Source organism: Amycolatopsis sp. cg13 (assembly GCF_041346965.1).
Taxonomy (GTDB): Bacteria; Actinomycetota; Actinomycetes; order Mycobacteriales; family Pseudonocardiaceae; genus Amycolatopsis.
In genome coordinates this window covers 7,232,672-7,255,120 of record NZ_CP166848.1, presented here as the reverse complement: position 1 = coordinate 7,255,120, position 22,449 = coordinate 7,232,672, and the positions used below count along the sequence as shown (strand labels likewise).

19 protein-coding genes are annotated in these 22,449 nt (G+C 69.2%); 7 read left to right on the top strand and 12 right to left on the bottom strand.

Features of this window, described 5'->3' with window-relative positions; genetic code table 11:
• Window positions 1-16 precede the first annotated feature (16 nt).
• The 6 genes from AB5I40_RS34085 to AB5I40_RS34060 all read right to left on the bottom strand — a co-directional run bounded on the left by AB5I40_RS34085 (window position 17) and on the right by AB5I40_RS34060 (window position 5,498).
• Window positions 17-931, bottom strand: coding sequence for a cation diffusion facilitator family transporter (locus AB5I40_RS34085; protein WP_370934291.1), 915 nt, complete (start codon window positions 929-931; stop codon window positions 17-19).
• A 95-nt stretch (window positions 932-1,026) separates the two neighbouring features.
• Window positions 1,027-2,259: a mannose-6-phosphate isomerase, class I gene (gene manA / locus AB5I40_RS34080; RefSeq protein ID WP_370940674.1), complete on the bottom strand. Its 1,233-nt coding sequence runs from the start codon at window positions 2,257-2,259 to the stop codon at window positions 1,027-1,029.
• 82 nt (window positions 2,260-2,341) lie between these two features.
• Window positions 2,342-3,427 (bottom strand): hypothetical protein, encoded by a 1,086-nt coding sequence (locus AB5I40_RS34075; RefSeq protein ID WP_370934290.1) that lies wholly within the window; start codon window positions 3,425-3,427, stop codon window positions 2,342-2,344.
• 2 nt (window positions 3,428-3,429) lie between these two features.
• Window positions 3,430-3,645, bottom strand: coding sequence for a Trm112 family protein (locus AB5I40_RS34070; protein WP_370934289.1), 216 nt, complete (start codon window positions 3,643-3,645; stop codon window positions 3,430-3,432).
• A 68-nt stretch (window positions 3,646-3,713) separates the two neighbouring features.
• Window positions 3,714-5,069: a phosphomannomutase/phosphoglucomutase gene (locus AB5I40_RS34065; RefSeq protein ID WP_370934288.1), complete on the bottom strand. Its 1,356-nt coding sequence runs from the start codon at window positions 5,067-5,069 to the stop codon at window positions 3,714-3,716.
• A 75-nt stretch (window positions 5,070-5,144) separates the two neighbouring features.
• Window positions 5,145-5,498, bottom strand: coding sequence for a DUF3499 domain-containing protein (locus AB5I40_RS34060; RefSeq protein ID WP_116206536.1), 354 nt, complete (start codon window positions 5,496-5,498; stop codon window positions 5,145-5,147).
• A 115-nt stretch (window positions 5,499-5,613) separates the two neighbouring features.
• Between AB5I40_RS34060 and AB5I40_RS34055 the strand changes: the two genes are divergently transcribed.
• Complete coding sequence (locus AB5I40_RS34055; RefSeq protein ID WP_344286273.1) at window positions 5,614-6,042, top strand: metallopeptidase family protein; 429 nt, start codon at window positions 5,614-5,616, stop codon at window positions 6,040-6,042.
• Window positions 6,043-6,502: 460 nt separating this feature from the next.
• Here the strand turns inward: AB5I40_RS34055 and AB5I40_RS34050 are convergent, their stop codons facing one another.
• Window positions 6,503-9,805, bottom strand: coding sequence for a glycosyltransferase (locus AB5I40_RS34050; RefSeq protein WP_370934287.1), 3,303 nt, complete (start codon window positions 9,803-9,805; stop codon window positions 6,503-6,505).
• A gap of 470 nt (window positions 9,806-10,275) precedes the next feature.
• On the bottom strand, window positions 10,276-10,599 hold the full coding sequence (locus AB5I40_RS34045) for a WhiB family transcriptional regulator (protein ID WP_037355639.1): 324 nt from the start codon (window positions 10,597-10,599) through the stop codon (window positions 10,276-10,278).
• 223 nt (window positions 10,600-10,822) lie between these two features.
• Between AB5I40_RS34045 and AB5I40_RS34040 the strand changes: the two genes are divergently transcribed.
• Window positions 10,823-11,581 (top strand): site-2 protease family protein, encoded by a 759-nt coding sequence (locus AB5I40_RS34040; RefSeq protein WP_344286272.1) that lies wholly within the window; start codon window positions 10,823-10,825, stop codon window positions 11,579-11,581.
• Between the two features lie 4 nt (window positions 11,582-11,585).
• On the opposite strand, the gene AB5I40_RS34035 is transcribed toward AB5I40_RS34040, so the two are convergent.
• The 3 genes from AB5I40_RS34035 to mshB are packed head-to-tail and all read right to left on the bottom strand — an operon-like array spanning window position 11,586 to window position 13,604.
• The gene (locus AB5I40_RS34035) at window positions 11,586-12,377 is read right to left on the bottom strand and encodes a hypothetical protein (protein ID WP_370934286.1); all 792 of its coding nucleotides are present in this window, start codon (window positions 12,375-12,377) and stop codon (window positions 11,586-11,588) included.
• Window positions 12,370-12,732 (bottom strand): hypothetical protein, encoded by a 363-nt coding sequence (locus AB5I40_RS34030; RefSeq protein ID WP_370940673.1) that lies wholly within the window; start codon window positions 12,730-12,732, stop codon window positions 12,370-12,372. Before AB5I40_RS34030 ends, AB5I40_RS34035 begins: the two co-directional genes overlap by 8 nt.
• Before the next feature lie 44 nt (window positions 12,733-12,776).
• Entirely contained in the window at window positions 12,777-13,604 is an 828-nt protein-coding gene (mshB, locus tag AB5I40_RS34025; protein ID WP_370934285.1) for an N-acetyl-1-D-myo-inositol-2-amino-2-deoxy-alpha-D-glucopyranoside deacetylase, read from the bottom strand.
• Window positions 13,605-14,260: 656 nt separating this feature from the next.
• On the opposite strand from mshB, the gene AB5I40_RS34020 reads away from it, so the two are divergent.
• The 5 genes from AB5I40_RS34020 to AB5I40_RS34000 all read left to right on the top strand — a co-directional run bounded on the left by AB5I40_RS34020 (window position 14,261) and on the right by AB5I40_RS34000 (window position 20,246).
• A complete protein-coding gene (locus AB5I40_RS34020) occupies window positions 14,261-16,003 on the top strand; it encodes an ABC transporter family substrate-binding protein (protein WP_370934284.1) in 1,743 nt (580 codons plus the stop codon).
• 188 nt (window positions 16,004-16,191) lie between these two features.
• Entirely contained in the window at window positions 16,192-17,172 is a 981-nt protein-coding gene (locus tag AB5I40_RS34015) for an ABC transporter permease (RefSeq protein WP_370934283.1), read from the top strand.
• Complete coding sequence (locus AB5I40_RS34010; RefSeq protein ID WP_370934282.1) at window positions 17,165-18,124, top strand: ABC transporter permease; 960 nt, start codon at window positions 17,165-17,167, stop codon at window positions 18,122-18,124. Before AB5I40_RS34015 ends, AB5I40_RS34010 begins: the two co-directional genes overlap by 8 nt.
• Window positions 18,121-19,218, top strand: a complete 1,098-nt coding sequence (locus AB5I40_RS34005) for an ABC transporter ATP-binding protein (protein WP_370934281.1) — start codon at window positions 18,121-18,123, stop codon at window positions 19,216-19,218. The genes AB5I40_RS34010 and AB5I40_RS34005 overlap by 4 nt, the downstream gene beginning before the upstream one ends.
• The gene (locus tag AB5I40_RS34000) at window positions 19,215-20,246 is read left to right on the top strand and encodes an ABC transporter ATP-binding protein (protein WP_370934280.1); all 1,032 of its coding nucleotides are present in this window, start codon (window positions 19,215-19,217) and stop codon (window positions 20,244-20,246) included. The genes AB5I40_RS34005 and AB5I40_RS34000 overlap by 4 nt, the downstream gene beginning before the upstream one ends.
• Window positions 20,247-20,533: 287 nt before the next feature.
• Here AB5I40_RS34000 and AB5I40_RS33995 read toward each other — a convergent pair whose 3' ends face one another.
• Window positions 20,534-22,264 carry an ABC transporter family substrate-binding protein gene (locus AB5I40_RS33995; RefSeq protein ID WP_370934279.1) on the bottom strand — a complete coding sequence of 577 codons (1,731 nt, stop codon included), beginning with the start codon at window positions 22,262-22,264 and terminating at the stop codon, window positions 20,534-20,536.
• Between the last annotated feature and the right edge of the window lie 185 nt (window positions 22,265-22,449).

Sequence of the window (22,449 nt, the reverse complement as noted above, 5' to 3'; positions counted from 1 at the left end):
CCAGCTGCCCGGACAGTCAGCGCGTCTCGCGGTCGAGGTCCGGCTCCAGGTAAATCAGCGTCGCGACGGGGACCTTCGCGCGCACGCGGGCCTCGGCGTCGTCGATCGCCGTGGCGATCGCGGCGGTGTCGAGACCGGGCACGAGCGCGAGCTTCGCGGCGACGAGGAGCTCGTCCGGGCCGAGGTACTGGGTGCGGATGTGGATGACCCGCTCGACCTTGCCCGCGGCCAGCTCGTCCACGATGGTCGCGAGATCGGTGTCGGTCGCGCCCTCGCCGATCAGCAGGCTCTTCATCTCGATGATCAGGATGACCGCGATGACGCCCAGCAGCGCGCCGATGAAGACCGTGCCGATGCCGTCGAAAACGGGGTTGCCGGTCAGCACCGAAAGCCCGACGCCGAGCAACGCGAACACGAGGCCGAGCAGCGCGCCGGAGTCCTCCAGCAGCACGACCGGCAGTTCGGGCTCCTTGGCCTGGCGGATGAACCGCCACCAGCTCACATTGCCCTTGATCTTGCGCGATTCGCCCATCGCGGTGAGGAAGCTGTAGCCCTCGAGACAGATCGCGACGACCAGAATGACCACCGCGACCACCGGCGTATCCAGCGGCTGCGGCTCGATGATCTTGTGGATGCCCTCGTACAGCGCGAACGCCGCGCCGAGCGTGAAGAGCATGAGCGCGACGATGAACGAGTAGAAGTACCGGTCCCGGCCGTAGCCGAACGGATGCTCCTTGGTGGCGCGCCGTTTGGAGGTCTTCTGCCCGAGCAGCAGCAACCCCTGGTTCGACGTGTCGGCCAGCGAGTGCACCGCCTCCGCCAGCATCGACGACGACCCGGTGACCAGGAAGCCGACGAACTTGGCCACCGCGATCCCGGCATTGGCGGCGAGCGCCGCGATGATCGCCTTGGTTCCCCCGCCAGCTGACACTTCCCGCTCCCCTGCTCCGCGCCCGAATTGCCCGGTGGGAGCCTAGAGCAGCCTTGGCGGCGGGAAGCGCTGGGCCTGACAACCGGCAGGTCAGCTCACAATTCGCAAGTCCCAGCAGTAGCCCGGAACAGCTGCGTCCGCGCCCCGGCCAACGGACGCACCCGCACCGCCGGATCGGCCGCGGGCAGCCACACCGACTGCCCCCGCCGCAGCTCCACCTGCTCCCCGTCCGAGGCGACCACCAGAAGATCCCCTTCGGTGCACAACAGGATCTGCGGCCCGGCCGAGTCGACCTCCAGCTCGGCGTCGTCACCAGCCGCCCATTCGACCCGCGACAGTTCGAATTCCGGGGCGTCCGTGTGGTACACCGCCATCCGCTGGCCGGCGCATTCTCCGTGCTGCACGGGCATTTCCCCGCACGCGAAGTCGACCACGCGCAGCAGCTCCGGCACGTCCACGTGCTTCGGCGTGAGACCGCAACGCAGGATGTTGTCCGAGTTCGCCAGGATCTCCACCGCGGTGCCGTGCAGGTACAGGTGCAGGTTCCCGGCGGGCAGGTAGATCGCCTCGCCGGCACGCAGGGTCAGACGGTTGAGCAGCAGCGCGGCGAGCACCCCGGCGTCGCGCGGGTGGGTCTCGCCGAGTTCCAGGATCGTGCGGCATTCGGTCGCGAACTCGCCGTGGTCCTGGACGTGCCGGACGCACGCGTCGAGCACTTCCGGCAGCAACTCGTCCAGCGCGGACTGCGGCAGCGTGATCCAGGTGGTGAACAGAGCCCGCAGGCCCGCCGGATCCGGTTGGGCTTCCAGCAGTCCGGTGTACTTGCCCAGGCCGGGCGTCTCGATCGCCTTCAGCAGCTTGACCGTCCGATTGGGGTCGCGGAACCCGGCCAGCGCGTGGAACTCTGTCAGCGCGCAGACCAGCTCCGGCTTCGCCGTCGGGTCCGGATAGTTCCGGTTCGCGGCGTCGCGCGGGATGCCCAGCTTCTCCTCGCGGGCGTGGCCTTCCGCGGCCTGAGCCGCGGACGGGTGCGCCTGCATCGACAGCGGTTCTTCCGCGGCGAGGATCTTCAGCAGGAACGGCAGCCGGTTGCCCCAGCGCCGCGCGCAGTCCTCGCCCAACTGGCCGACCGGATCGGCGTCGACGAGTTCGAGCAGGCTCAGTTCGGCGCCGTCCGGGCCGAGCACGTGCGACGGGTCCCCCGGGTGCGCTCCCATCCACAGCTCGGCCTCGGGGTGCGGCGCCGGCACCGGACGTCCCTGCAGCTGCGGGATGGCCGTTCGCGATCCCCAGGCGTAGGGCCGTACGGCGTTGCGCAACAGCTCCACTGTCAACTCCCAATCCTTCCCGTCGGCACTGGGCCGACGCACGCGGCGGCGGAATCGCCTGCCCGCGTTCCCCCCTGCTCCCTCAGGCGGAGGCCGGTTCGTATCTCCCGGCCCCGCCGATGCTGCCCGCCGCCAGCCCCAGGTACACCGCGGCCAGCTCGAACCGCAGCGCCAGCACCGCGGCGCGGACGATCTCGTCTGCCTCGATCTCCTCGGCAGGCGCGATCAGGTCCGCACCCGGCAGGAACTCCTCGGCTTGGTACCGGGCCGCCTCGGTGGCCGGACCGGTCCGCACCGACAGCAGCAGCACCCGCGTCGCGACTCCACCAGGAGAGTCGTCCGGGTCGGCGAAAATGTCTCGCTCCACGCCGCCTGATTGTGCGACCCGGCGCAACGCCGGGCGGGCGAGCGCCTGCCGGTAGTCCTCGACGTCGCACACCAGCGCGGCGTGCGCGGCGAACGCGTGCGCCGCGTGCTCGCCGACCGCCACCGCGACCGGGTCGAGCCCCCACAGCAGCGGCACCCGGTCCGCGACCCGCAGCGCGAGCGCCTTCGCCGGATTGGCGAACGACTCGCGCGCCAGGTAATCCTTCTCCGCTTCGAGGTCGAGCTGGTCGGCGAGCGCCTGCACGTCCGCGACCAGCAGGCCGAGCGCGTTCGCGGTGAGCAGCCCGGCGGCCAGCCCGCGCGGGAACGCCAGCTCCGGCGGCACCGGCACGCGCGGCGCGAGCAGCACGCCCTTGCCCGCCACCGACGCCGCGACCGGCCCCTCCGCCGGCGCGGACAGCACCACCGACGCGCCGAACCGGGCGGCGCGCTCCAGCGAAGCGGCCAGCTCGCGGTCGCCCGCGTCGTCGGTGTGCGCGAACACCACGTCCAGCGCGCCGATCCAGGCCGGTACCGATTCGGCCACCACGACCGGCACCGGGCAGGACGGCGTGAGCAACGCGGCCAGCAGCCGGGTGAGCGTGCGGCTCACCCCCGGCCGGTCGATGAGCACCAGCGAACGCGGACGCCCGACGTCCAGCCGTTCGCTCAGCTCCAGTTCGGCCGCCGCCTCGGCGGTGGCCCGCACCTGCGCGCCCGCCATCGCGGCAGCACGCAGCAACCCCGCGCGGTCGGCGTCGGCCAGCCGCGCGGAGTCGTCGAGCAGGGAATCGTCAAGCATGGTCAAGCACTGTCGCCTTGGCCGGCCGAGCCGGGCAGCGTCGCCTCGTCGAGCAGCAGCACCGGGATGCCGTCGCGCACCGGGTACACGCGGCCGCATTCCGTGCAGGTCAGCGCGTCCGCCTCGGCGTCGTCCGGCGTGCCGGGACGCAGCGGGGCGTGATCCGGCGACGGGCACGCGAGGATCTCCAGCAGCTGTGCGTCAAGCGTGATGGCCATAGTTCCTCCATACCACGCGTCGTTGGGGTGTTGAGGGCGCCTTCCGGACACAATCCGGCGCCAGCGGGTCAGGCCCGGACAATGGCCAGCACCTCGGCGGTGAGCGCCTCGACTGCGGCGCGGTCGGCGGCCTCCACGTTGAGCCGCAGCAGCGGTTCGGTGTTGGAGGGGCGCAGGTTGAACCACGCGCCGCCGGGCAGCTGCACGGTGAGCCCGTCCAGCTCGTCGATCTCGACGCCGGACTTGCCCGCGTACGCGTCCTTCACCGCGAGCATCCGCGCGACCTGGTCGCTGACCGTCGAATTGATCTCGCCGGACGCCGCGTAGCGCGAGAAGTCCTGGGTGAGCGCGGACAGCGGCCCGTTCTGCTCGCCGAGCGCGGCGAGGACGTGCAGCGCGGCCAGCATGCCGGTGTCGGCGCGCCAGAAGTCGCGGAAGTAGTAGTGCGCGGAGTGCTCGCCGCCGAAAATCGCCCCGGTACGGGCCATCTCGGCCTTGATGAAGGAGTGCCCGACCCGCGTGCGCACCGGCTTGCCGCCGTGCTCGGAAACGATCTCCGGCACGCCCTTCGACGTGATCAGGTTGTGGATGACCGTTCCGCCCGGCTCCTTCGCCAGCTCGCGCACCGCGACCAGCGCGGTGATCGCGCTCGGCGACACCGGCTCGCCGCGCTCGTCGACGACGAAGCAGCGGTCCGCGTCGCCGTCGAACGCCAGCCCGGCGTCCGCGCCGACCTCGCGCACCTTGGCCTGCAGGTCGACGATGTTGGCCGGGTCGAGCGGGTTGGCCTCGTGGTTCGGGAAGGTGCCGTCGAGCTCGAAGTACATCGGCACGACGTCGATCGGCAGTCCGTCGAAGACGGTCGGGACGGTGTGCCCGCCCATGCCGTTCCCGGCGTCGACGACAACCTTGAGCGGCCGCGAGCCCGACAGGTCGACGAGGTTGCGCAGGTAGGCGGCGTAGTCGCTGAGGACGTCGCGCTCGGAGACGGTGCCGCGCTGGCCGTCGAAGGCGGGGACGCCCTGCTCGACGGTGTCGCGGATCTCGGCGAGGCCGGTGTCCTGCCCGACCGGGGACGCGCCGGCGCGGCACATCTTGATGCCGTTGTACTTCGCGGGGTTGTGGCTGGCGGTGAACATCGCGCCGGGCAGGTTGAGCGAACCGGAAGCGAAGTAGAGCTGATCAGTGCTGGCCAGGCCGATCGACACCACGTCGAGGCCCTGGGAGGTGACCCCGTCGGCGAACGCCTCGGCCAGGCCGGGCGACGAGTCGCGCATGTCGTGGCCGATCACGACGGCCGGTGCCTCGGGCTTGATGAGCAGCGCGAACGCGGCCCCGAAGTCCCGGACGAGGGCGGCGTCCAGCTGCTCGCCGACCACGCCGCGAATGTCGTAGGCCTTCACGATGCCCGAAAGGTCTGGCACGCCTTCTCCCCGCCGCTAGTTCCGTGGCGACGCCAGTCGCGCCGCGGGCGAAAGCCTACCGGGCGGGAGGACGGCTCAGGCGCGCCCCGGGAGGACGCGCAGATGGCCGCGCCTGCCGGAGGGGCCTTCCGGCTCGGGCTGCGCCGCGGGGACGTCGGAGCGACCGGCCTCGCGAACGGCCTCGGCCAGCGCGGTCAGCTCGTCGGCGGACTGCTCCGGAGCGGCGAAAGCCCCCTCGTGGCGGACGACTTCCCAGCCCTTCGGGACGGTCAGCCGCAGCGCGTGGGCCTCGCACAAGTCGTAAGAGTGCGGTTCGGAAGCGGTGGCCAGCGGCCCGACGACCGCGGTCGAGTCCTGGTAGGCATACGTGAGCGTGGCGACAGCGGGTTCGAGGCAACCCGTTCGCGAACATTTCCGTACGCTCCGCACGATCCGAAACGATAGCGTGTCGCCGCAAGCGAGTACCGGCGACACGCGCGTTGCCCTGGCGACCGCATAGACTTGGACGGTGGCGACGGCTCGTGACTACCGACAACGGCAGCGAATGCGAAGGGACCGGCACGGCCGGGGCCTGCGCGGCACGCTCTATCCAGCGACCTTGCCCGCAGCAGCGAGCCGCGCGGAGCGCTTCGACGCACTGGTACTGGACGCGCTGGAGCCCATCGAGGCCCGCTGGCGACACGAACTGACGAAACTGGACGTCGCGGTGGACGACGTCCCCGAAGTCCGCATGGACGGCCGAGCCCCAGCGGACGGCGTACTGCACGACGGCGCGGTCCCCCTGTCCCGGCTGGTCCCAGCCGGTGTCGACCGGACCGGCCTCCCCACGCGCGCACGGATCGTTCTGTACCGACGCCCCCTGGAAGCCCGCGCCAAGGACCCGTCCGAACTGGCGGATCTCGTTCACGACGTCCTGGTAGAGCAGGTCGCAGGCTACCTAGGCGTAGAACCAGACGTCATCGAAGGCGACTGACCCTTGGCCCGGCCCGTGAGGGCCACCCTGAGGGAATCTGATTCCCTCAGGGTTCCCCTCACGACCTCCCTTCCGCACGCAGCGCCGCGCCGCGAGGGGCTCCTTCACGGACTTAGATTCCTTCAAGGGCCCCTTCACGGACCGCCCACCACCCACCAGAACGCGCCCCAATGCGGCATTGGGTGCATCCCACGCACCCAATGCGGCATTCGGTGCATCTGACGCACCCAACGCCACATTGGGGCGCTAGCCCCAATGTGAAACCGCACCCGGTGCACCCAAGGTTCGAGGCACCCAGCCCCTCCCCCGCACCCCGATATGAAGCGTCCCTGCGGTCTGGGGGTGCTTGTCAAGGCATCTTTCCCGCCTTGACAAGCACCCCCAGACCGTCAGCACAATCAAGCTTCGGGGTGCCCCACGCAACCAACGCCTGCAACGTCGCCGCCAGGCGACGAGCAACTCACCCCCGCCTCCGAGAAGGAATCGCAGTCAACGCGGTAAACAACACAGCAGCCAGTTGCACCAACAGCAACAACCCCCGCTCAGTCCCCGGAAACATCACCGACACCTCCGAAGACTGAGCAGGCACAGACACCGCAACCTGATGCCCCCAAGCAGGCACAATCGGCACAGCCTTCCCATTGACACTGGCCTGCCACCCAGCCTCCTGCTCAGCCGCCAGCACGAGCAACCGCCCAGTAGGCCCCTCGGAAGCCCGAACCCGAACATCCGGCAACCGCGCAGCCACCGGCGAAATCCCAGGATTAGTCCCCGGCGCACCCCCACCGGTGACCGCCTGCTTAGCCAACTCCGGCGAAATCAACGCCACCTCGCCAGCCTTAGGCAACAACCGCAACACCGGCCGCCCATCCGCCATAGGCGCAGCCACCGCAGCAAAATCACTAACCGCAGCCGCAAAAGCCCGCGCATCCGTCCCGCTCGGCAACACCACGTACTGCACCCCAGAAGCCGCAGCCGCGGCAAACACCCGCTTCAGCGCCGCGACATCCCCCTGCCCCAGCCCACGCCGCCACTCAGCCAACCGCTCCGGCGACCCCTTGACCGGCGCAAGCTCGTCATCGCCAAAGAGCGCCAGCCGTCCACCGGTCTGCCGAACCTGCCCAGAAGAAACGTCCAGCACACCCCGCCCAGTAGCCGCGACATCGGCAGCCACCTCAGGCGCCAGCTGCGGCCGCGCCGCCGCCGTCAACGGCCCCTCACCCCCAGTCGCGACCGCTCCCACGGCCAACGCAGCGACCACCACGACCCCAGCCACCGCCAACACCTTCGGCAGCCAAACAGCAGGCATCGCCGGACCACCACGCTGCCAAGTAGCCAGCACCGCCCACAACAACCCCGCCCCGACAACGAGCAACGGCACCCCGGCATACCCCGACGCAGGCACCCCGCCCTGCATCGGCGTCAACTGCACCTGCCGAACCAACACCACGCCGACCAGCCCGAGCACCGCAAGCGCCAGCCCGCCGACAACCTGCTTCCGCGGCCGAACCACCAACGCAACCAGCGTCGCCGCCAACACGACAACGCCGATCGGCCACGCCCCCGGCCCACCTGGCGTAAGCCCGGCAAGATCCGTAGCCGACGCCGGAGCGGCCGGACCGCCAAGTCCTTGCAGCAACAGTTCCGGATGCCGCAGCAGCACCGTCGGCCACGGCAGCAGCAGAACCAGCGGCAACAGCACCACAATCCCGACCGACGCCACCCGCCGAGCCAGTCCGGACGGCGCGGGCAGCACCACAAACCCGACCAGCAGCCCCACCAGCGCCAGGCCATGCGCGAGCGGCGAAAACGCCCCCAGCAACGCGACCCCGAACGCCGACAGCGCCGAGACGTGCAACCACCGCGTACCCGGCCGAGTCAGCAGCCGAACGATCCCCGCGACCACAAGCGGCAACACGAGATGCACCACAACCACATCGAGCCGCCCCTGCGCGACCGACGCGGTAGCGGCAGGCAGCAACGCGTACGTCGCGGCAACAGCAGCGCGAACCCAACGGCGCACCGCGAGCTTGCGAGTCGCGACATAAGCGCTGAGCGCGGCAAGCGGGATGTCACCGATGAGCAGGATCGCCACCAGCGCGGCCGGACCGCCGATCGGAGCGAAGATCGCGCCGATCGTCCCGAGCACCGGCAGCGTCGCGGGAGCGGGCGCGCCAGTGCCGCCAGCGATCGAGTGCCACGGCGACAGATACGTCGACCAGATCTCGCCGAGCCCGCCGACCGGCAGCAGCTGCCCGCCCCACAGGTCGAGCCCGAGCCGTCCGCGATTGAGCACCAAAGCCAACGCGGTGAGCAGAACGACCAGCACCACCGGCGGAGCGAAGACGGTCGCGGCGAGCACGCGCCGCCGGTTGACCTCCACGAACACCAGATCCGGTTCCGGCGCGGCCGGTTCCGGACGAGGAGAAGGCGACGGATGGGCCGCGGTCTCCTCGACCGCTTCAGTGTCCTCTTCGGACACCGGCGCTTCCGGCAGCGTGACGGCGACGACCGTGCCTAGCCGACGCAGCCCCCGGCCACGAGTGCTCAGCCCGCGCAGCGCACCAGCAGGCAACGCGTCCGGACCGATCGGACGCGCGCCGGACGCGGCGAGCGCCTCGGGCGGAATCCACGCGGACTCCTGCTCGACGCTCTCCGGAACCGTCCCGAGGGCGACATCACTCTGTACCCCGCGCCGGACAAGTCCAACCACCCCGGCGCTGATTGCGTTGCGCAGCCGCGTGATCCGGCTCGTGAAGAGCCCGCGGACCGTCCCCGGCCGAGGCTGGTCGCGCCGCTGCGCACGAGCCGCACGGAGGTTTCCCTTGCCCCCGCACAGGTATCCGAGCGCGGCCAGTTCCGCGCCGGCTTCGGTGGTGCGCCGCAGCACGAAGAACACGAACGCGCGCAGCACCAGCATGATCGGCAGCCGGACGAGCCCGAACCAGAACGACGGGGTCGAACAGTTGACCAGAAAGACGCGCAGACCGTGCGCACGGTTGAGCGCGGCGAGCGGACGACCGGCGGCGTCCGGGGTGCGCTGCCCGGTGGACAGCGCGCGAGCGTGCCGGACGCGCGCCGCGGGCACCGAGAGCACGAGCGAACCGGCCGCGTTGGCGCGCCAGCCGAAGTCGAGATCCTCGCGCAGCAACGGGAAGTCCTCGTCGTAGCCGTCGAGGGCGTCCCAGAGTTCCCGCTGCACCAACGATCCGGCACTCGGGACGGCGAGGACCTCGGTGGGTTCGCCGTCCGGCGCGGCCATCTGCTGCCGGTGCCCGGAGGCGTCGGTGGACAGCCCGGCCTCGACGATCAGCCGCGGATCGGTCCAGTCGGTGCCGAGCGGGCCGAGCACCTTCGCGGACGGACTTTCCTCCGCGGCGCGGACGAGCTGGTCGAGACAGTCGGGTTCGGGGGCGCAGTCGTCGTGCAGCACCCACAGCCACGTTCCCGGGTCGCCCCACCGTTCCACCGCGTGCGCGACGGCCGCGGCGACCGCTTCCGCGAACCCGGTTTCACTCGTCAGAGTGACAACTCCGGACAGCACGGGATCCTCGGCGGCCGCGCCCGGCTGCGCTGCGTCGGCGAGCAGTTTCGAGGTACGGTCGGTTGATCCGGTGTCCACGGCGAGCACGTGCCGCGGACGGACTGTGCTGCGCCGCAACGCGGAAAGCGCCAGCGGCAGCCATTCTTCGCCGTCGTGACAGACCACAATGGCCAGAACGGGCAACGTCCGCACAGCGGGCGGAACGACGGTGCGAGGCAAGAACGGCTCCTGCTCGGACGGGACGATAGGTGCGGTCACCCTACGGCCTGCGCCGAAGCCCGGGCACCGGCCCACGCCGCACGTCCGGCGGATCCCACCGCGTGGACCAACCACCGTCGACGGGACGAGCACACAAGAAATTCAGCGCGGACCGAACCCGCACTCAAGTGAAGACCCGCCGCGCCCGTTCCAGGCGAGAGATCCGCGGCACACCGGGGGTCTCGGGAGCGGAAGACGAAGATCACAAAGAGAACCACGGCACAGCACCGGAATTTCCGGCCGCCGCGACGGCAATTCTGCCCGCACGCCCGTCGCGGGAAAGGCCGCGCGAATCCGTCGAATGTGCCCGGCGACACCCGGGCGGGGGCTCCCCTCCCCGCCGCGTCGCACCGGCCGCACCACTGGCTCGCCGCCACGGCGGCGGCGGGGCGCACCCCCGGTCCGCGTGGACCGGGGGAACCGAAACCCGTTTAGACAGCCCGTTTCTTCAGCTTGCGACGTTCCCGTTCGGACAGTCCGCCCCAGATGCCGAAGCGCTCGTCGTGCGCCAGCGCATACTCGAGACAGTCGTCCTTGACCTCGCAGCCAAGGCAAATCCGCTTGGCCTCGCGGGTCGAGCCGCCCTTCTCGGGGAAGAACGCCTCCGGGTCGGTCTGCGCGCACAGGGCGCGCTCCTGCCAGTCCTGCTCCTCGGGGACGTCGAAAAGGTCGGTCAGATCCCCGAGCTGCTGCTCCGGGTTCTCTCCCCAACCCACGACGTGCCCCCATTCCCTGTTGTCCGCTTCCAACCGCACGTCCGCCTCCTCGCTCCTACGCACTCCCCAGGCTGGCGGTGGTGAAACGACACCCGCTGCCCCCTCCGACAGCGAATGACATCACTGTGATTACACCTGTGTAGGTCGGCCAGGTCAAGCCGAGTAGCGAGTTCGGGGGATCTCTGTGCCCGGGTGCGCAAGGGGACACGCCGAAGACTTCACACCGGGCATACGGAAGACTGGTGGGGTGCAGAGATCAGCAGTGCGTCCGAGCCCGATCTTCCTCGGCATCCTCGCCGTCGCCGTCGCCGGTGGTTTCCTGGCTGCATACGGTGATTCCACGACTCTTCTCGGTTCCCGCGACCCGATGTTCATCGCGGGCGTCGTGCTCCTCGTCGCGGGCGGCTGGATGACGTCGCTGACGCTCCACGAGTTCGGGCACGCCTTCGTCGCCTTCCGCGGCGGTGATCACGAGATCGCTCACAAGGGGTACCTCTCGCTGGACGTCCGGCGCTACGCCGACCCCGTCCTGTCCTTCGTGCTGCCGCTGATCTTCTTGCTGATCGGCGGCATCCCGCTGCCCGGCGGCGCGGTGTGGATCAACCGCGGCGCGCTGCGCAACCGCGCGACCGCGTCGTGGACCTCGCTGGCCGGCCCGCTCAGCAACCTCGCCTGCGGAGCCGCGCTGTGCCTGGCGACGATGCTGATCCCGATGGCGGCGGGCCTCTTCTACGCGATGTCGTACCTCGCGCTGCTGCAGATGATGACGTTCCTGATCAACATTCTCCCGGTGCCGGGCCTGGACGGCTGGGGCGCGCTCGAGCCGTACCTCTCGCCGCAGGCGCGGGCGTTCGGCGCGCGGGTGCGGCCGTGGGCGCCGCTGGTGCTGTTCGCGCTGTTCTTCCTTTTCCGGCCGGTGTCGGATCTGCTCTGGACGATCGCCGGGCACATCTACGCACCGCTCGGCGGCAACGCGTCCGCGGCCTTCATCGGGCAGAGCGCGTTCCTGTTCTGGCGGTAAGGGCTCAGGCCCACTGCCGGTGGGCCATGAGCCACGCGTGCGCGCGCTTCCAGACCTTTTTCAGTCCGGAGCGCTCGCCGAGGTAGTCGCCCGCCGCGCCGACCACCGGCAGCATCCCGAGTGCCCGGTGGAACCACCGGCCGCGCGGGCGCTTCTCGAGTTCGCCGGTGATCCCCCACAGCGACTTGCCGAGGTGCCAGAGCGTGCTGGCGACGGCTTTCGCGGTCACCTTGCCGTGTTTGCGATGGGATTCGTCGAGTTCCTCGGTGAGCCGCGCGGTCTCACTGTCCTCTGCGGACTGAGCGGACTTGTCGTGGCTGGCTCCCGCCGCGAGGTCGGCGTCGATGTCGCGTTCGAACAGCACCGAGGCGATCAGCCGGACGCGGCTGCCGACGTCAGTCACGCCGTACTCCCCCGCGATCGCGCACAGCACCAGCCCCTGCGACGCCGCGCCGAGGGTGTCCTGCACCGGCAGCCGGTCGGCGAGCGCGCCGCCGAGACCGGGGATCGACGTCAGCAATGAGGTGAGCCGTCCGACGCGGTTGACCCACCAGCTCGCGCGCTGGTCGATGTCCATCGCCGCCCACCCCGCGGTGCCGGGCAGCTTCACCGTCGTCAGCGCGCGGAGCATTTTCTTCTTGAGCCCGGCGTCGGCGAATTCACCCTCGCCGCGGCGGGCGCGCGCCTGCATTCCAAACGGGTCGGCCTCGCGCAACGCGTCGATCACCGGAGCGCAAGCGCGCACGAACGGGCGCAGAATCGCGACGACCTGGCGGTCCGAAATGGCCTCAGACACGGGCACCTCCCTTCGCCGCGGCCCGGCCCAGCCCGCCGCCGAGGACCAGTGCGGCGGGCAGCGCGCTCGCGCCGAGCAAAAGCAGCGCGCGCCAGTCCTGGACGAGCACCACGTCGCCGCCCGGACCGAACAGGCCGACCCCGAACACCACGAGTACCCACACCAGCAGCGGCACGAACGACAGCCCGGGCCGGACGAGTTTCCCCGCGGTCAGCACGAGCCACGGCGTGGTGACCGCTCCGACGAGCGCGGTGACCGGCATCGGCACCTCGCCGAGCGGGCCGAGGCGCAGCGGGAGGAAGAACAGTTCGAGCAGCGCCAGCACGATCGCGTCGAACGCCAGCAGCACCAGCATCAGCCACTGGTCGCGCGTGAGCGGGGCGGGCGGAGCGGGCACCGTCACCACCCGCCGAACAGATCGGTCTCGGCACCGTGGGAGTCACCGTGGGCGAGCACGAAGTATTCGGCGGACGGGATCGGCTGCGCGATGCTGTTGGTGAGCGCGAAGTGCGCGACCGGACCGTCGACCACGGTCAGCTGGGTTTCGTGCGCGCGCAGTGCCGCCAGCTTCGCCTGCCGGTGCGCGGAGATGTCGACCACGGTGGTGATCTTGCCGTCCGGAGTGGACGGAAGCTCGCCGTCGGCGGCCACCCGGAACGGTGATGTCCCGTCGGCGCGCAGTTCGGCCAGGCCGACGGTGAGCGCGGCCTCGGACTGGACCACGTGGAAGACCCGCTCGACCGACGGGGCGTCCGGAGCCGCCGCCATGGTGATCTCGTGCGCGCGGATGTGGTCGGGATGGCCGTAGCCGCCGAAGGAGTCATAGGTGACGACCACCTGCGGGGCGAAGTCGTCGATGAGTTCGCGCAGCTGAGTGGTCTGCTCCACCGCCGAACCGCCGGTGAACGCCCGCGGATGCTCGGCGGCAGGCGTGCCCGCCATGCCCGAATCGCGCCACCGGCCGATGCCGCCGAGGTACTCGTGCCGGGCGAGGCCGAGTGCGGCGGCCGCGGCGGCCATCTCCCCGGACCGGTATCCGCCGAGCTGGTCGGCCTCCGCCGCGACGAGCCGCGCGAGCCGCGGCGGGACGATTTCGCCCTCTTCGCCGAGCGTGCAGGTCACGACGCACACCTCGACGCCCTCGGCCGCATAACGCGCGATGACCCCGCCGGTGGCGATGCTTTCGTCGTCCGGGTGCGCGTGGACCAGCAGCAGCTTCCGCTTCACGCCCTCAGGTTAGTGACCGTCGCGTCCGCACCCGGGAGGCCGACCCCCGGCGCGGCGTTCCGGAATGGAATCCGCGGTGTGCACGGGAAAATGCATCGGCATCCCACTAAGCCGGATCAGCGTCCCGGACCGTGGGCGTTCCCTTCCGCGGAACGTTCCGCGGTTCGGAATGCGCGGGCAAGGACGCAAGATGCTCGGAACACCCACCGAGTACCGGTCGCCGTCCGGGCAGTCCTGCCCGTGCCCGGCGGCGGGCGCATTGTTTCGCTTCACGAGATCGGACCAATTTCTTGTCACTTCGGGTTCGTCGCGGCCGTGTGACTGCTCCATTAGCTGGGGTACCGCACACGGAACGGGGCGGTTATTGTCCGCCGGGCCGGTTGGCCCGCTGGACCGAACTGCCACCCGAACCGGTCGCTGATTTCCGTGATCAACTACTGACCGTAGTCGATCAAGTGCGGAAACCACGGTGCAACCAGGGGGCACGAGATATCTGTTCCGCAACGATCTCACTGAGAGTGTCCGGATCGATAGGTTTGCCGTCTGTCCAATGCCTAAGTTTCACGGCTACGGTGAGCAACGCGATACCGATCGGTGCTTGCGCGTCAGGAAGAACCGCCTCGCAAACCCGCGACGGCGTCGAGCAAGGAGAATGAATGTTAGTGACGACTAGGTCGCGCGCCGCCAAACTCGGCGCGTTCGTCGCGGGCGCGGCCCTTCTGCTCTCCGCGTGCGGTGGTGGCGGAGGCGGCAACAGCGCGGTTCAGACCGGGCAGGCATTCGCCGACTGCGACAAGAACCCGAATTCCTGCAACTCGGCGCAGGCCGATCAGCTGCAGCAGGGCGGCGACGTCACCTTCGCGATCGAGAAGAACGTGCCGAACTGGAACGTGACCTCGGCCGAGGGCAACGTCTTCGAAACCGGCATGGTCACCAAGGGCATCCTGCCCTACACCTTCTACGCGACGCCTGACCTCAAGCCGGTCCTGAACAAAGACTTCGTCGAGTCCGCCGATCTGAAGGACCCGAAGACGATCGTCTACAAGATCAACCCGAAGGCGGTCTGGTCGGACGGCACGCCGCTGTCGGCGGACGACTTCATTTACAACTGGAAGGTGCAGAACGGCAAGGACTGCCCGGACTGCTCCCCGGCCGACACCTCCGGCTACGACCAGGTCACCTCGGTCGTCGGCTCGGACGGCGGCAAGACGGTGACCGCGACCCTCGCGAAGCCGTTCACCGACTGGAAGAAGCTCTGGGGCTCGGCGGGCGCGATGTACCCGGCGCACCTGGCCAAGCAGCACGGCGACACCAACACCCCGGCCGGCCTCGCGTCGTCCTACAAGTGGTTCGGCACGACCCTCCCGACCTGGTCGGGCGGCCCGTGGAAGATCTCGAAGTTCGTCAACAACCAGTCGATCACCGAGGTCCCGAACGAGAAGTACTGGGGCGAGAAGCCGAAGCTGAACAGCGTCATCTTCCGCATCATCACCGACGCGACGCAGGAGCCGACCGCACTGCAGAACAACGAAGTGCAGGTCATCTACCCGCAGCCGCAGGTCGACCTGATCAACCAGGTCAAGAACATGCCGAACATCTCCTCCTACATCGGCCTCGGCCTGACCTGGGAGCACTTCGACTTCAACCTCAAGAGCCCGGCGCTCGGCGACAAGACGCTGCGCCAGGCCCTCTACACCGCGATCAACCGCAAGGACATGATCGCCAAGACCGTCGGCCAGTTCACCAACAAGGTCGAGCCGCTGAACAACCACAACTTCATGCCCCAGCAGGAGGGCTACAAGGACGTGGTGAGCTCGACCGGTCAGGGTTCCGGTGACGTCGAGAAGGCCAAGAAGATGCTGACCGACGCCGGCTACAAGCTGAACAACAACCAGCTGTCGGACCCGAGCGGCAAGGCGATCCCCGAGCTGCGCATCCGCTACACCGTCGGCAACCAGATCCGCCAGAACGAGTGCGAGCTGTTCGCGCAGACCGCGGCCCAGCTGGGCGTCAAGGTGAAGGTCCAGTCCACCGACGACCTCGGCCAGACCACCACCAGCGGCGACTACGACGTCATCGTGTTCGCGTGGGTCTCCTCGCCGTTCGCGATCGGCGGCGCGAAGCAGCTGTGGGGCACCGGACAGGGCAGCAACTACGGCAAGTACACCAGCAAGCAGGTCGACGACCTGATGGACCAGGCCAGCGCCGAGCCCGACCAGACCAAGGCGGCGGACCTGCTCAACCAGGCCGACCAGATCATGACCAACGACGCGTACGTGCTTCCGCTGTACCAGAAGCCGACCTTCATCGCGTCCTCGGACAAGATCGCGAACATCCGCAACAACTCGACGCTCGACGCTCCGGTGTACAACATGTCGGAGTGGGGCATCCGGAAGTGATCAACGACCGGTAGATTCCCGCGGGACACCCGGTGAAGGGCCGGCCGAAGCTGCCGGCCCTTCACCGTATCCGCGAACGAATGCCCTTTTAGTTCCCGAACACCACGATTGCCCCGTTACGTCGCCAAGGCCCTGCCACCACGAGCGGCGGGCGCCGGCAGAACACCGTCCAGAGCAGGAAGACCTCCATGCTTGCCTTCGCACTGCGCCGGCTTTTCGTCTCGGTGCCGATCCTCATCGTGTCGACGTTCGTCGTCTTCGTGATGGTGTCGCTTTCGGCCAACCCGTTGACCCCGCTGATCGCGAGAAACCCGCCGCCGCCCCCTCGCACCATCGAGCTCGAACGCATCCGGCTGCATCTCGACCAGCCGATTCTCGAGCGGTACTGGCACTGGATCACCGGCATCCTCCACGGTGATTTCGGCCCCTCGGTCCAGTCCACCATGAACATCGGCAGCGAGGTGTTCGGCCGCTTCGGCGTGACGCTGCGGCTGATCGTGCTCGCCATGGTGGTGGCGCTGATCCTCGCCGTGCTGATCGGCGTGATCAGCGCGTCGCGGCAGTATTCGAAGTTCGACTACACCGCGACCTTCTTCGGCTTCCTCTTCCTGTCGATGCCGTCGTTCTGGTTCGCGCTGGTGCTGAAGCAGGTCGGCATCTCGATCAACACGACGGTCGGCGACCAGGTCTTCTACACCATCGGTTCCTCTTCGGTGGTCGCCGCGGGCGGGTTCTGGACCCAGTTCGGCGACGTCCTCGGCCACCTGATCCTGCCGACGATCTCGCTCGCGCTGACCAGCTACGCGGCCTGGAGCCGGTACCAGCGCGCTTCGATGCTCGAGGTGCTCAACAGCGATTACGTGCGTCTCGCGAGGGCCAAGGGCCTGCCGCGCTGGACGGTGACGCGCAAGCACGCGCTGCGCAACGCGCTGATCCCGCTGACCACGGTGACCGCACTCGACATCGGCTCGATCCTCGGCGGCGCCGTCGTGACCGAGACCGTGTTCCAATGGCAGGGCGCGGGCGCTTTCCTGCTGGACGCGATCAAGCGAAGCGACGTGTACGCGGTGGAGGCCTGGCTTCTCATCGCGGCCACGTTCATCATCCTGCTCAACTTGGTCGCCGATCTGCTCTACGGCCTGCTCGACCCGAGGATCCGCTATGCCTGACGACGCATTCGAAACCCCGCCCACCACGCTGGGCAGCTCTCGGTTCGCTCCGGCCGACCCGCAGACCCCGCAGGGCGCGCCGGAACGCGAGTTCACGGTCAAGGAACGCAGCCAGGCGCAGCTGGTCTTCCGGCGGTTCCTGCAGCACCGGCTCGCGATGATCAGCCTCGTCGTGTTCGTGCTGATCATCCTGTTCGCCTACGTGGGCGCGGCGATCTGGAAGTACGACGCGGGCGCCATCACCGACCAGAACTCGGCCCCGCCCTCGGGCGACCACCCGTTCGGCACCGACGCGGTCGGCCACGACACCCTCGCGCAGGTGATGCGCGGGACGCAGATCTCGCTGCAGATCTCGATCCTCGTCGCGATCTTCGCGACCGTCGTGGGCACCGTGTGGGGCTCGGTCGCCGGTTATTACCGCGGCTGGCTCGACACGGTCCTGATGCGCATCGCCGACCTCGTGCTCACCCTCCCGCTGCTCGCGGTCGCCGCGGTGCTCGGCCACCAGTCCGGCGGCACGTGGTGGCTGATCGCGGTCGTCATCGGCGGCCTTTACTGGGCGTACGTGTCCCGGGTGGCCCGCGGCGTCGTGCTTTCCTTGCGCGAGAAGGAGTTCGTCGAGGCGTCGAAGGCGCTCGGCGCGAGCGACAGCCGGATCATCTTCCGGCACCTGGTGCCCAACGCGCTCGGCGCGATCATCGTCAACCTGACGATCCTCGTGTCGATCGCCATCCTGCTCGAGACGGCGCTGTCGTTCCTCGGCTTCGGCGTGCAGCCGCCGGACACCTCGCTCGGCCTCCTGGTGAGCAGCGCGCAGACCGCGATCGACACGCGGCCGTGGCTGTTCTACTTCCCGGGCATTTTCATCATCCTGATCGCACTGACGATCAACTTCATCGGGGACGGCCTGCGGGACGCGTTCGACCCCCAGCAGACGAAGGTGCGCGCATGACCCAGAACGTCTCCGACGGACGCGGCGGCGATCCCGTCCTCGTCGTTGAGGACCTGACCGTGCAGTTCCCGACCAGCGAGGGCGTGGTCAGCGCCGTGCGCGGCGTGAACTACCAGCTTCGCCGCGGCGAAGTGCTCGGCATCGTCGGCGAATCCGGCTCCGGAAAATCGGTGACCTCGCTCGCGGTGATGGGCCTGCTGCCGAAGACCGCGAAGGTGTCCGGCTCGATCCGGTTCGGCGGGAAAGACCTGCTGAAGTGCAACGAGAAGGAACTGAACAAGGTCCGCGGCAAGGGCATCGCGATGGTCTTCCAGGACCCGATGACGTCGCTGAACCCGGTGTACACCGTGGGCGACCAGATCGCCGAGGCGATCACCGCGCACCACGACGTGCGCAAGGACGTCGCGAAGAAGCAGGCCATCGAACTGCTCGACCTGGTCCGCATCCCGAACCCGACGCAGCGCGCGGACGAGTACCCGCACCAGCTCTCAGGCGGCATGCGCCAGCGCGTCGTGATCGCGATCGCGATGGCCAACAACCCGGACGTGATCATCGCGGACGAGCCGACCACCGCGCTCGACGTGACGGTGCAGGCGCAGATCCTCGAGGCGCTGCAGGCCGCGCAGAAGGAAACCGGCGCGGCGATGGTGCTGATCACGCACGACCTCGGCGTGATCGCCGGCCAAGCGGACCGGGTGCACGTGATGTACGCGGGCAAGGTCGTCGAGTCCGGCACGGTCGACGACATCTTCTACAACCCGCGGATGCCGTACACGCTGGGCCTGCTCGGCAGCCTGCCGCGGCTGGACGTGAAGACCGAACGGCTCACGCCGATCACCGGTTCGCCGCCCGCCACGCAGAACATGCCGCCGGGCTGCCCGTTCAGCCCGCGCTGCCCGCTGTCCCAGCCGATCTGCGACGAGGAGGAACCCGAACTCGTCGCGGGTCCGAACGGCCAGCACGCGGCCTGTCACTTCACCGAGCAGGTCGTCGGGAAGGACCCGGCCGAGCTGTTCAGCGCCACCTCGGCCGACGCGGCAGCCGTCCCGGTCGCCGTGGACGCCGCCGCGACCGACACGGAGACGAACCGATGAGCGAGGCCACGACGGCGCGGGAGCCCGTCCTCTCCGCGCAGAACCTGGTGAAGCACTTCCCGATCCGCGGCGGCGGCCTGATCCGCCGCGTCTCGGGCGCGGTGCAGGCGGTGTCGGACGTGTCGTTCGACATCTACCCGCACGAGACGCTCGCGCTGGTCGGCGAATCCGGCTGCGGCAAGTCGACCACGGCCCGGATCGCGCTGGCACTGCAGCCGCTCACCGGCGGCAAGGTGACCTACGAGGGCAAAGACCTCGCGACGATGAGCAAGCGCGAACTGCAGCGGCTGCGGCGCAGCATGCAGATCGTGTTCCAGGACCCGTACGCCTCGGTCGACCCGCGGCTGCCGGTGAACGAGATCATCGCCGAACCGCTGCGCATCCACGGGCTGTACGAGAACGGCGGCAAGCAGCAGGTCCGCGACCTGATGAAGACCGTCGGCCTGCGGCCCGAGCACGGCAACCGCTTCCCGCACGAGTTCTCCGGCGGCCAGCGCCAGCGCATCGGCATCGCCCGCGCGCTCGCGCTGAAGCCGAAGGTGCTGGTGCTGGACGAGCCGGTGTCCGCGCTGGACGTGTCGATCCAGGCCGGCGTGCTCAACCTGCTGAAGGACCTGCAGGCGGAGCTCGGGCTGTCGTACCTGTTCGTCTCGCACGACCTTTCGGTGGTGCGGCACGTGGCGGACCGGATCGCGGTGATGTACCTCGGCAAGATCGTGGAGACCGCGCCGTCGGAGGAGCTGTTCGAGACTCCGGCGCATCCGTACACCCAGGCGCTGATCTCGGCGATCCCGGTGCCGGACCCGCGCAAGGAGCGGACCCGGCAGCGGATCGTCATCACCGGTGACGTGCCCAGCCCGGCCAACCCGCCTTCGGGCTGCCGGTTCCGGACTCGGTGCCCGAAGTTCGCGAACCAGCTGGACGACGCCGGGCGCGAGAAGTGCAAGACGGAGGAGCCCGCTTTGGTGGACCGGGGGCACGCGCACCCGGTGGCGTGCCACTTCGCGGAAAGCTTGCAGCTGATCTGACGCACCAACGCGAAGGGCCTCGCACTTCACCGTGCGAGGCCCTTTTTCGTAGGTCCGACCGGTTCGGCGGGGCTTGCGCCCCAAACGGGGTTTCTCAGTGGTGCGGTGTGGTGGCGGGATCGTTGCAGCGGTGCACCGCCTGGCGAGACGGGCTTGCGTGGCTCGTCGGCCCGGGGCGAGAACCCCGCGCGCTACCGAAAAAACCCCAATGTGGCGTTGGGTGCGTCAGATGCACCGAACGCCACATTGGATGCGTCGGATGCACCCAACGCCACATTGGGGCGAGATCAGGTGGCGCCGCGAGTCCAGTTCACCGCGGAGCCGAACGGGCCCTGCATCGGCGGACCCGGCGTCAGGCCGGAGATTCCCTTGCCCACAGCCAAAGTCGCGGCTTCCTGGAACAGCGGGATCGCGACGTTCTGGGCCCACAGCTGCGATTCCAGCGTCTTGAGCGAGTCGGTGACTGTCGCCGAGCCGGTCAGCGCTGAGTCGATCGTCGCTTGCAACCCCTGGTCGCACAGTCCGGCAGGATTGGCCGGCACCACGGGTTTGGTCTTGTCCGCGGGGGGCAGCTCGGGCGCGCAGCCGTAGTTGGACGCCAGTACTGTCGCCGGATCGCCGCCCACCGGCTGGCCCACGACGGCGATGTCGACGCCCACGGTGCTGTTCGAATCCGGGCTCGCCTGCTGTTTTCCGTTCACCACCGGCATTGCCAGCAGTGACGAGTACAGGTCGCGTGGCTGCGGTTTGATCTGGTTGACCTCGATGCCGCCCGCGACCAGCTCCGACGCCAGTTCCTTTGCAATCGACGCGTACGGTTCCTGTTCCCCGGGCGACGCGAGCACGATCGACAGCGTCTTGTTTCCCTTGCGCCACACGCCGGCTTCCTTCTTGTACCCGGCGGCGGTGAAGTACTGCTCGGCCTTGGTCGCGTCCGGAGCCGACGGCGGGCCCGCGGGGATGGTTGCCGCGTAGCCCTTGGCGGAGGGCGGCAGGACCTGCGCGTCCGCCTTCAGCGTCGCGGACGGGCCGCCCTTCGCTCCGGCGGAGATCAGCTTTCCGCGGTCCAGCAGCGCGGCGATGCCCGCGCGAACCTGGGGTTCAGACAGCGTCGCGCTGACCGGGCGCAGCAGTACCGACGCGGTCAGCGGGCGCGGGACCGTATGCAGCTGGACTGCCGAGCCCAGGTCGTTCAGCAGCTGCAGGCCGGTGGAATCGGTGTGGGTCAAGGAAAACTGATCGTTGCCGCTGCGCAGTGCCGTTGCGATGCCGGACGCGTCCGAGCGGCGCAGGATGAGGGTGTCGACCGCGGCTGGCTTCTCCCAGTACCGGTCATTGCGCTGGAGGGTGGCTTCGCCGCGGGCGGTGTCGATCGTCTTGATCGCGAACGGTCCGGCTACCGCGGGGAAGCTCGTCGCGAGCGCGTTCGTCCAGCCGCCCGGCGAGTCCTTGAGCAGGTGCTGCGGCAGCAGATTGTCGAACAGCGTCTGCCAGGCCGGGTACGGCTTGCTGAAGGTGACCTCGACGCCCTTGCCGCCGTCGCGGGATTCGATGTCCGAGATCAGCCGGTAGCCCGCGGGATCGATCACGCCGGGGTTGGTCTTCATCGCGTTGGCGAGGTAGATGAAGTCCTCGGTGGCGATCGGGGCCCCGTCGGACCACGAGGCGTCCGGGCGGATCACGTACTTCACCGTGAACGGCACCTGCGAGACGACGTCGGCCGAGACCATCAGCGTCTTGTCGAGCGTGCGCGCGCCGTCGTCGGACTGGCGGAACACCGAGGGCAGCAGCAGTTGCGACAGCGCCGTGGTGATCGTCGAGGCGTCCGCGATGCTGTGCGGGTTGTAGCCGCCGACCACGTCGTCCACGCCGACCACGATCTGCGACAGCGCCGCCGCGCTGGTCGTGCTCGTCGGCGGAGCCGAAGTGACCACCGGGGGCGGCGGGGTGTTCGAACACGCGGCGAGCAGTACTCCCGCCAGCGCGAGCACCGGCCCCAGCCGGCGTCCGAATCGCACGCTCGTCCTCCTGAAAGTTCCCGCCGCGCTCCGTGGTCGAAGCGGTCATGCTGCCATGCCAGGGCGGGGGCCGGCATCGAGATTCCCACATCGGCCGCCGCTCCGTGACATCGGAGTGGATACCGCCATAAGAGTGGACGCACGAACCGCTCCCGGGGTTCACGCGAAAGGGCGCCTCCCGGAAC

Bases quoted from the DNA above. Each gene is read 5' to 3' on its own strand.
- AB5I40_RS34030 (WP_370940673.1), bottom strand. From the start codon at position 12,732: ATGCTGGTGCTGCTGGCGTTCGACGCGATCGTGCTGGCGCTGCTCGAA.
- AB5I40_RS34075 (WP_370934290.1), bottom strand. From the start codon at position 3,427: ATGCTTGACGATTCCCTGCTCGACGACTCCGCGCGGCTGGCCGACGCC.
- AB5I40_RS34020 (WP_370934284.1), top strand. From the start codon at position 14,261: ATGTTAGTGACGACTAGGTCGCGCGCCGCCAAACTCGGCGCGTTCGTC.
- AB5I40_RS34015 (WP_370934283.1), top strand. From the start codon at position 16,192: ATGCTTGCCTTCGCACTGCGCCGGCTTTTCGTCTCGGTGCCGATCCTC.
- AB5I40_RS34070 (WP_370934289.1), bottom strand. From the start codon at position 3,645: ATGGCCATCACGCTTGACGCACAGCTGCTGGAGATCCTCGCGTGCCCG.
- AB5I40_RS34000 (WP_370934280.1), top strand. From the start codon at position 19,215: ATGAGCGAGGCCACGACGGCGCGGGAGCCCGTCCTCTCCGCGCAGAAC.
- AB5I40_RS34055 (WP_344286273.1), top strand. From the start codon at position 5,614: ATGCGAAGGGACCGGCACGGCCGGGGCCTGCGCGGCACGCTCTATCCA.
- AB5I40_RS34010 (WP_370934282.1), top strand. From the start codon at position 17,165: ATGCCTGACGACGCATTCGAAACCCCGCCCACCACGCTGGGCAGCTCT.
- AB5I40_RS34005 (WP_370934281.1), top strand. From the start codon at position 18,121: ATGACCCAGAACGTCTCCGACGGACGCGGCGGCGATCCCGTCCTCGTC.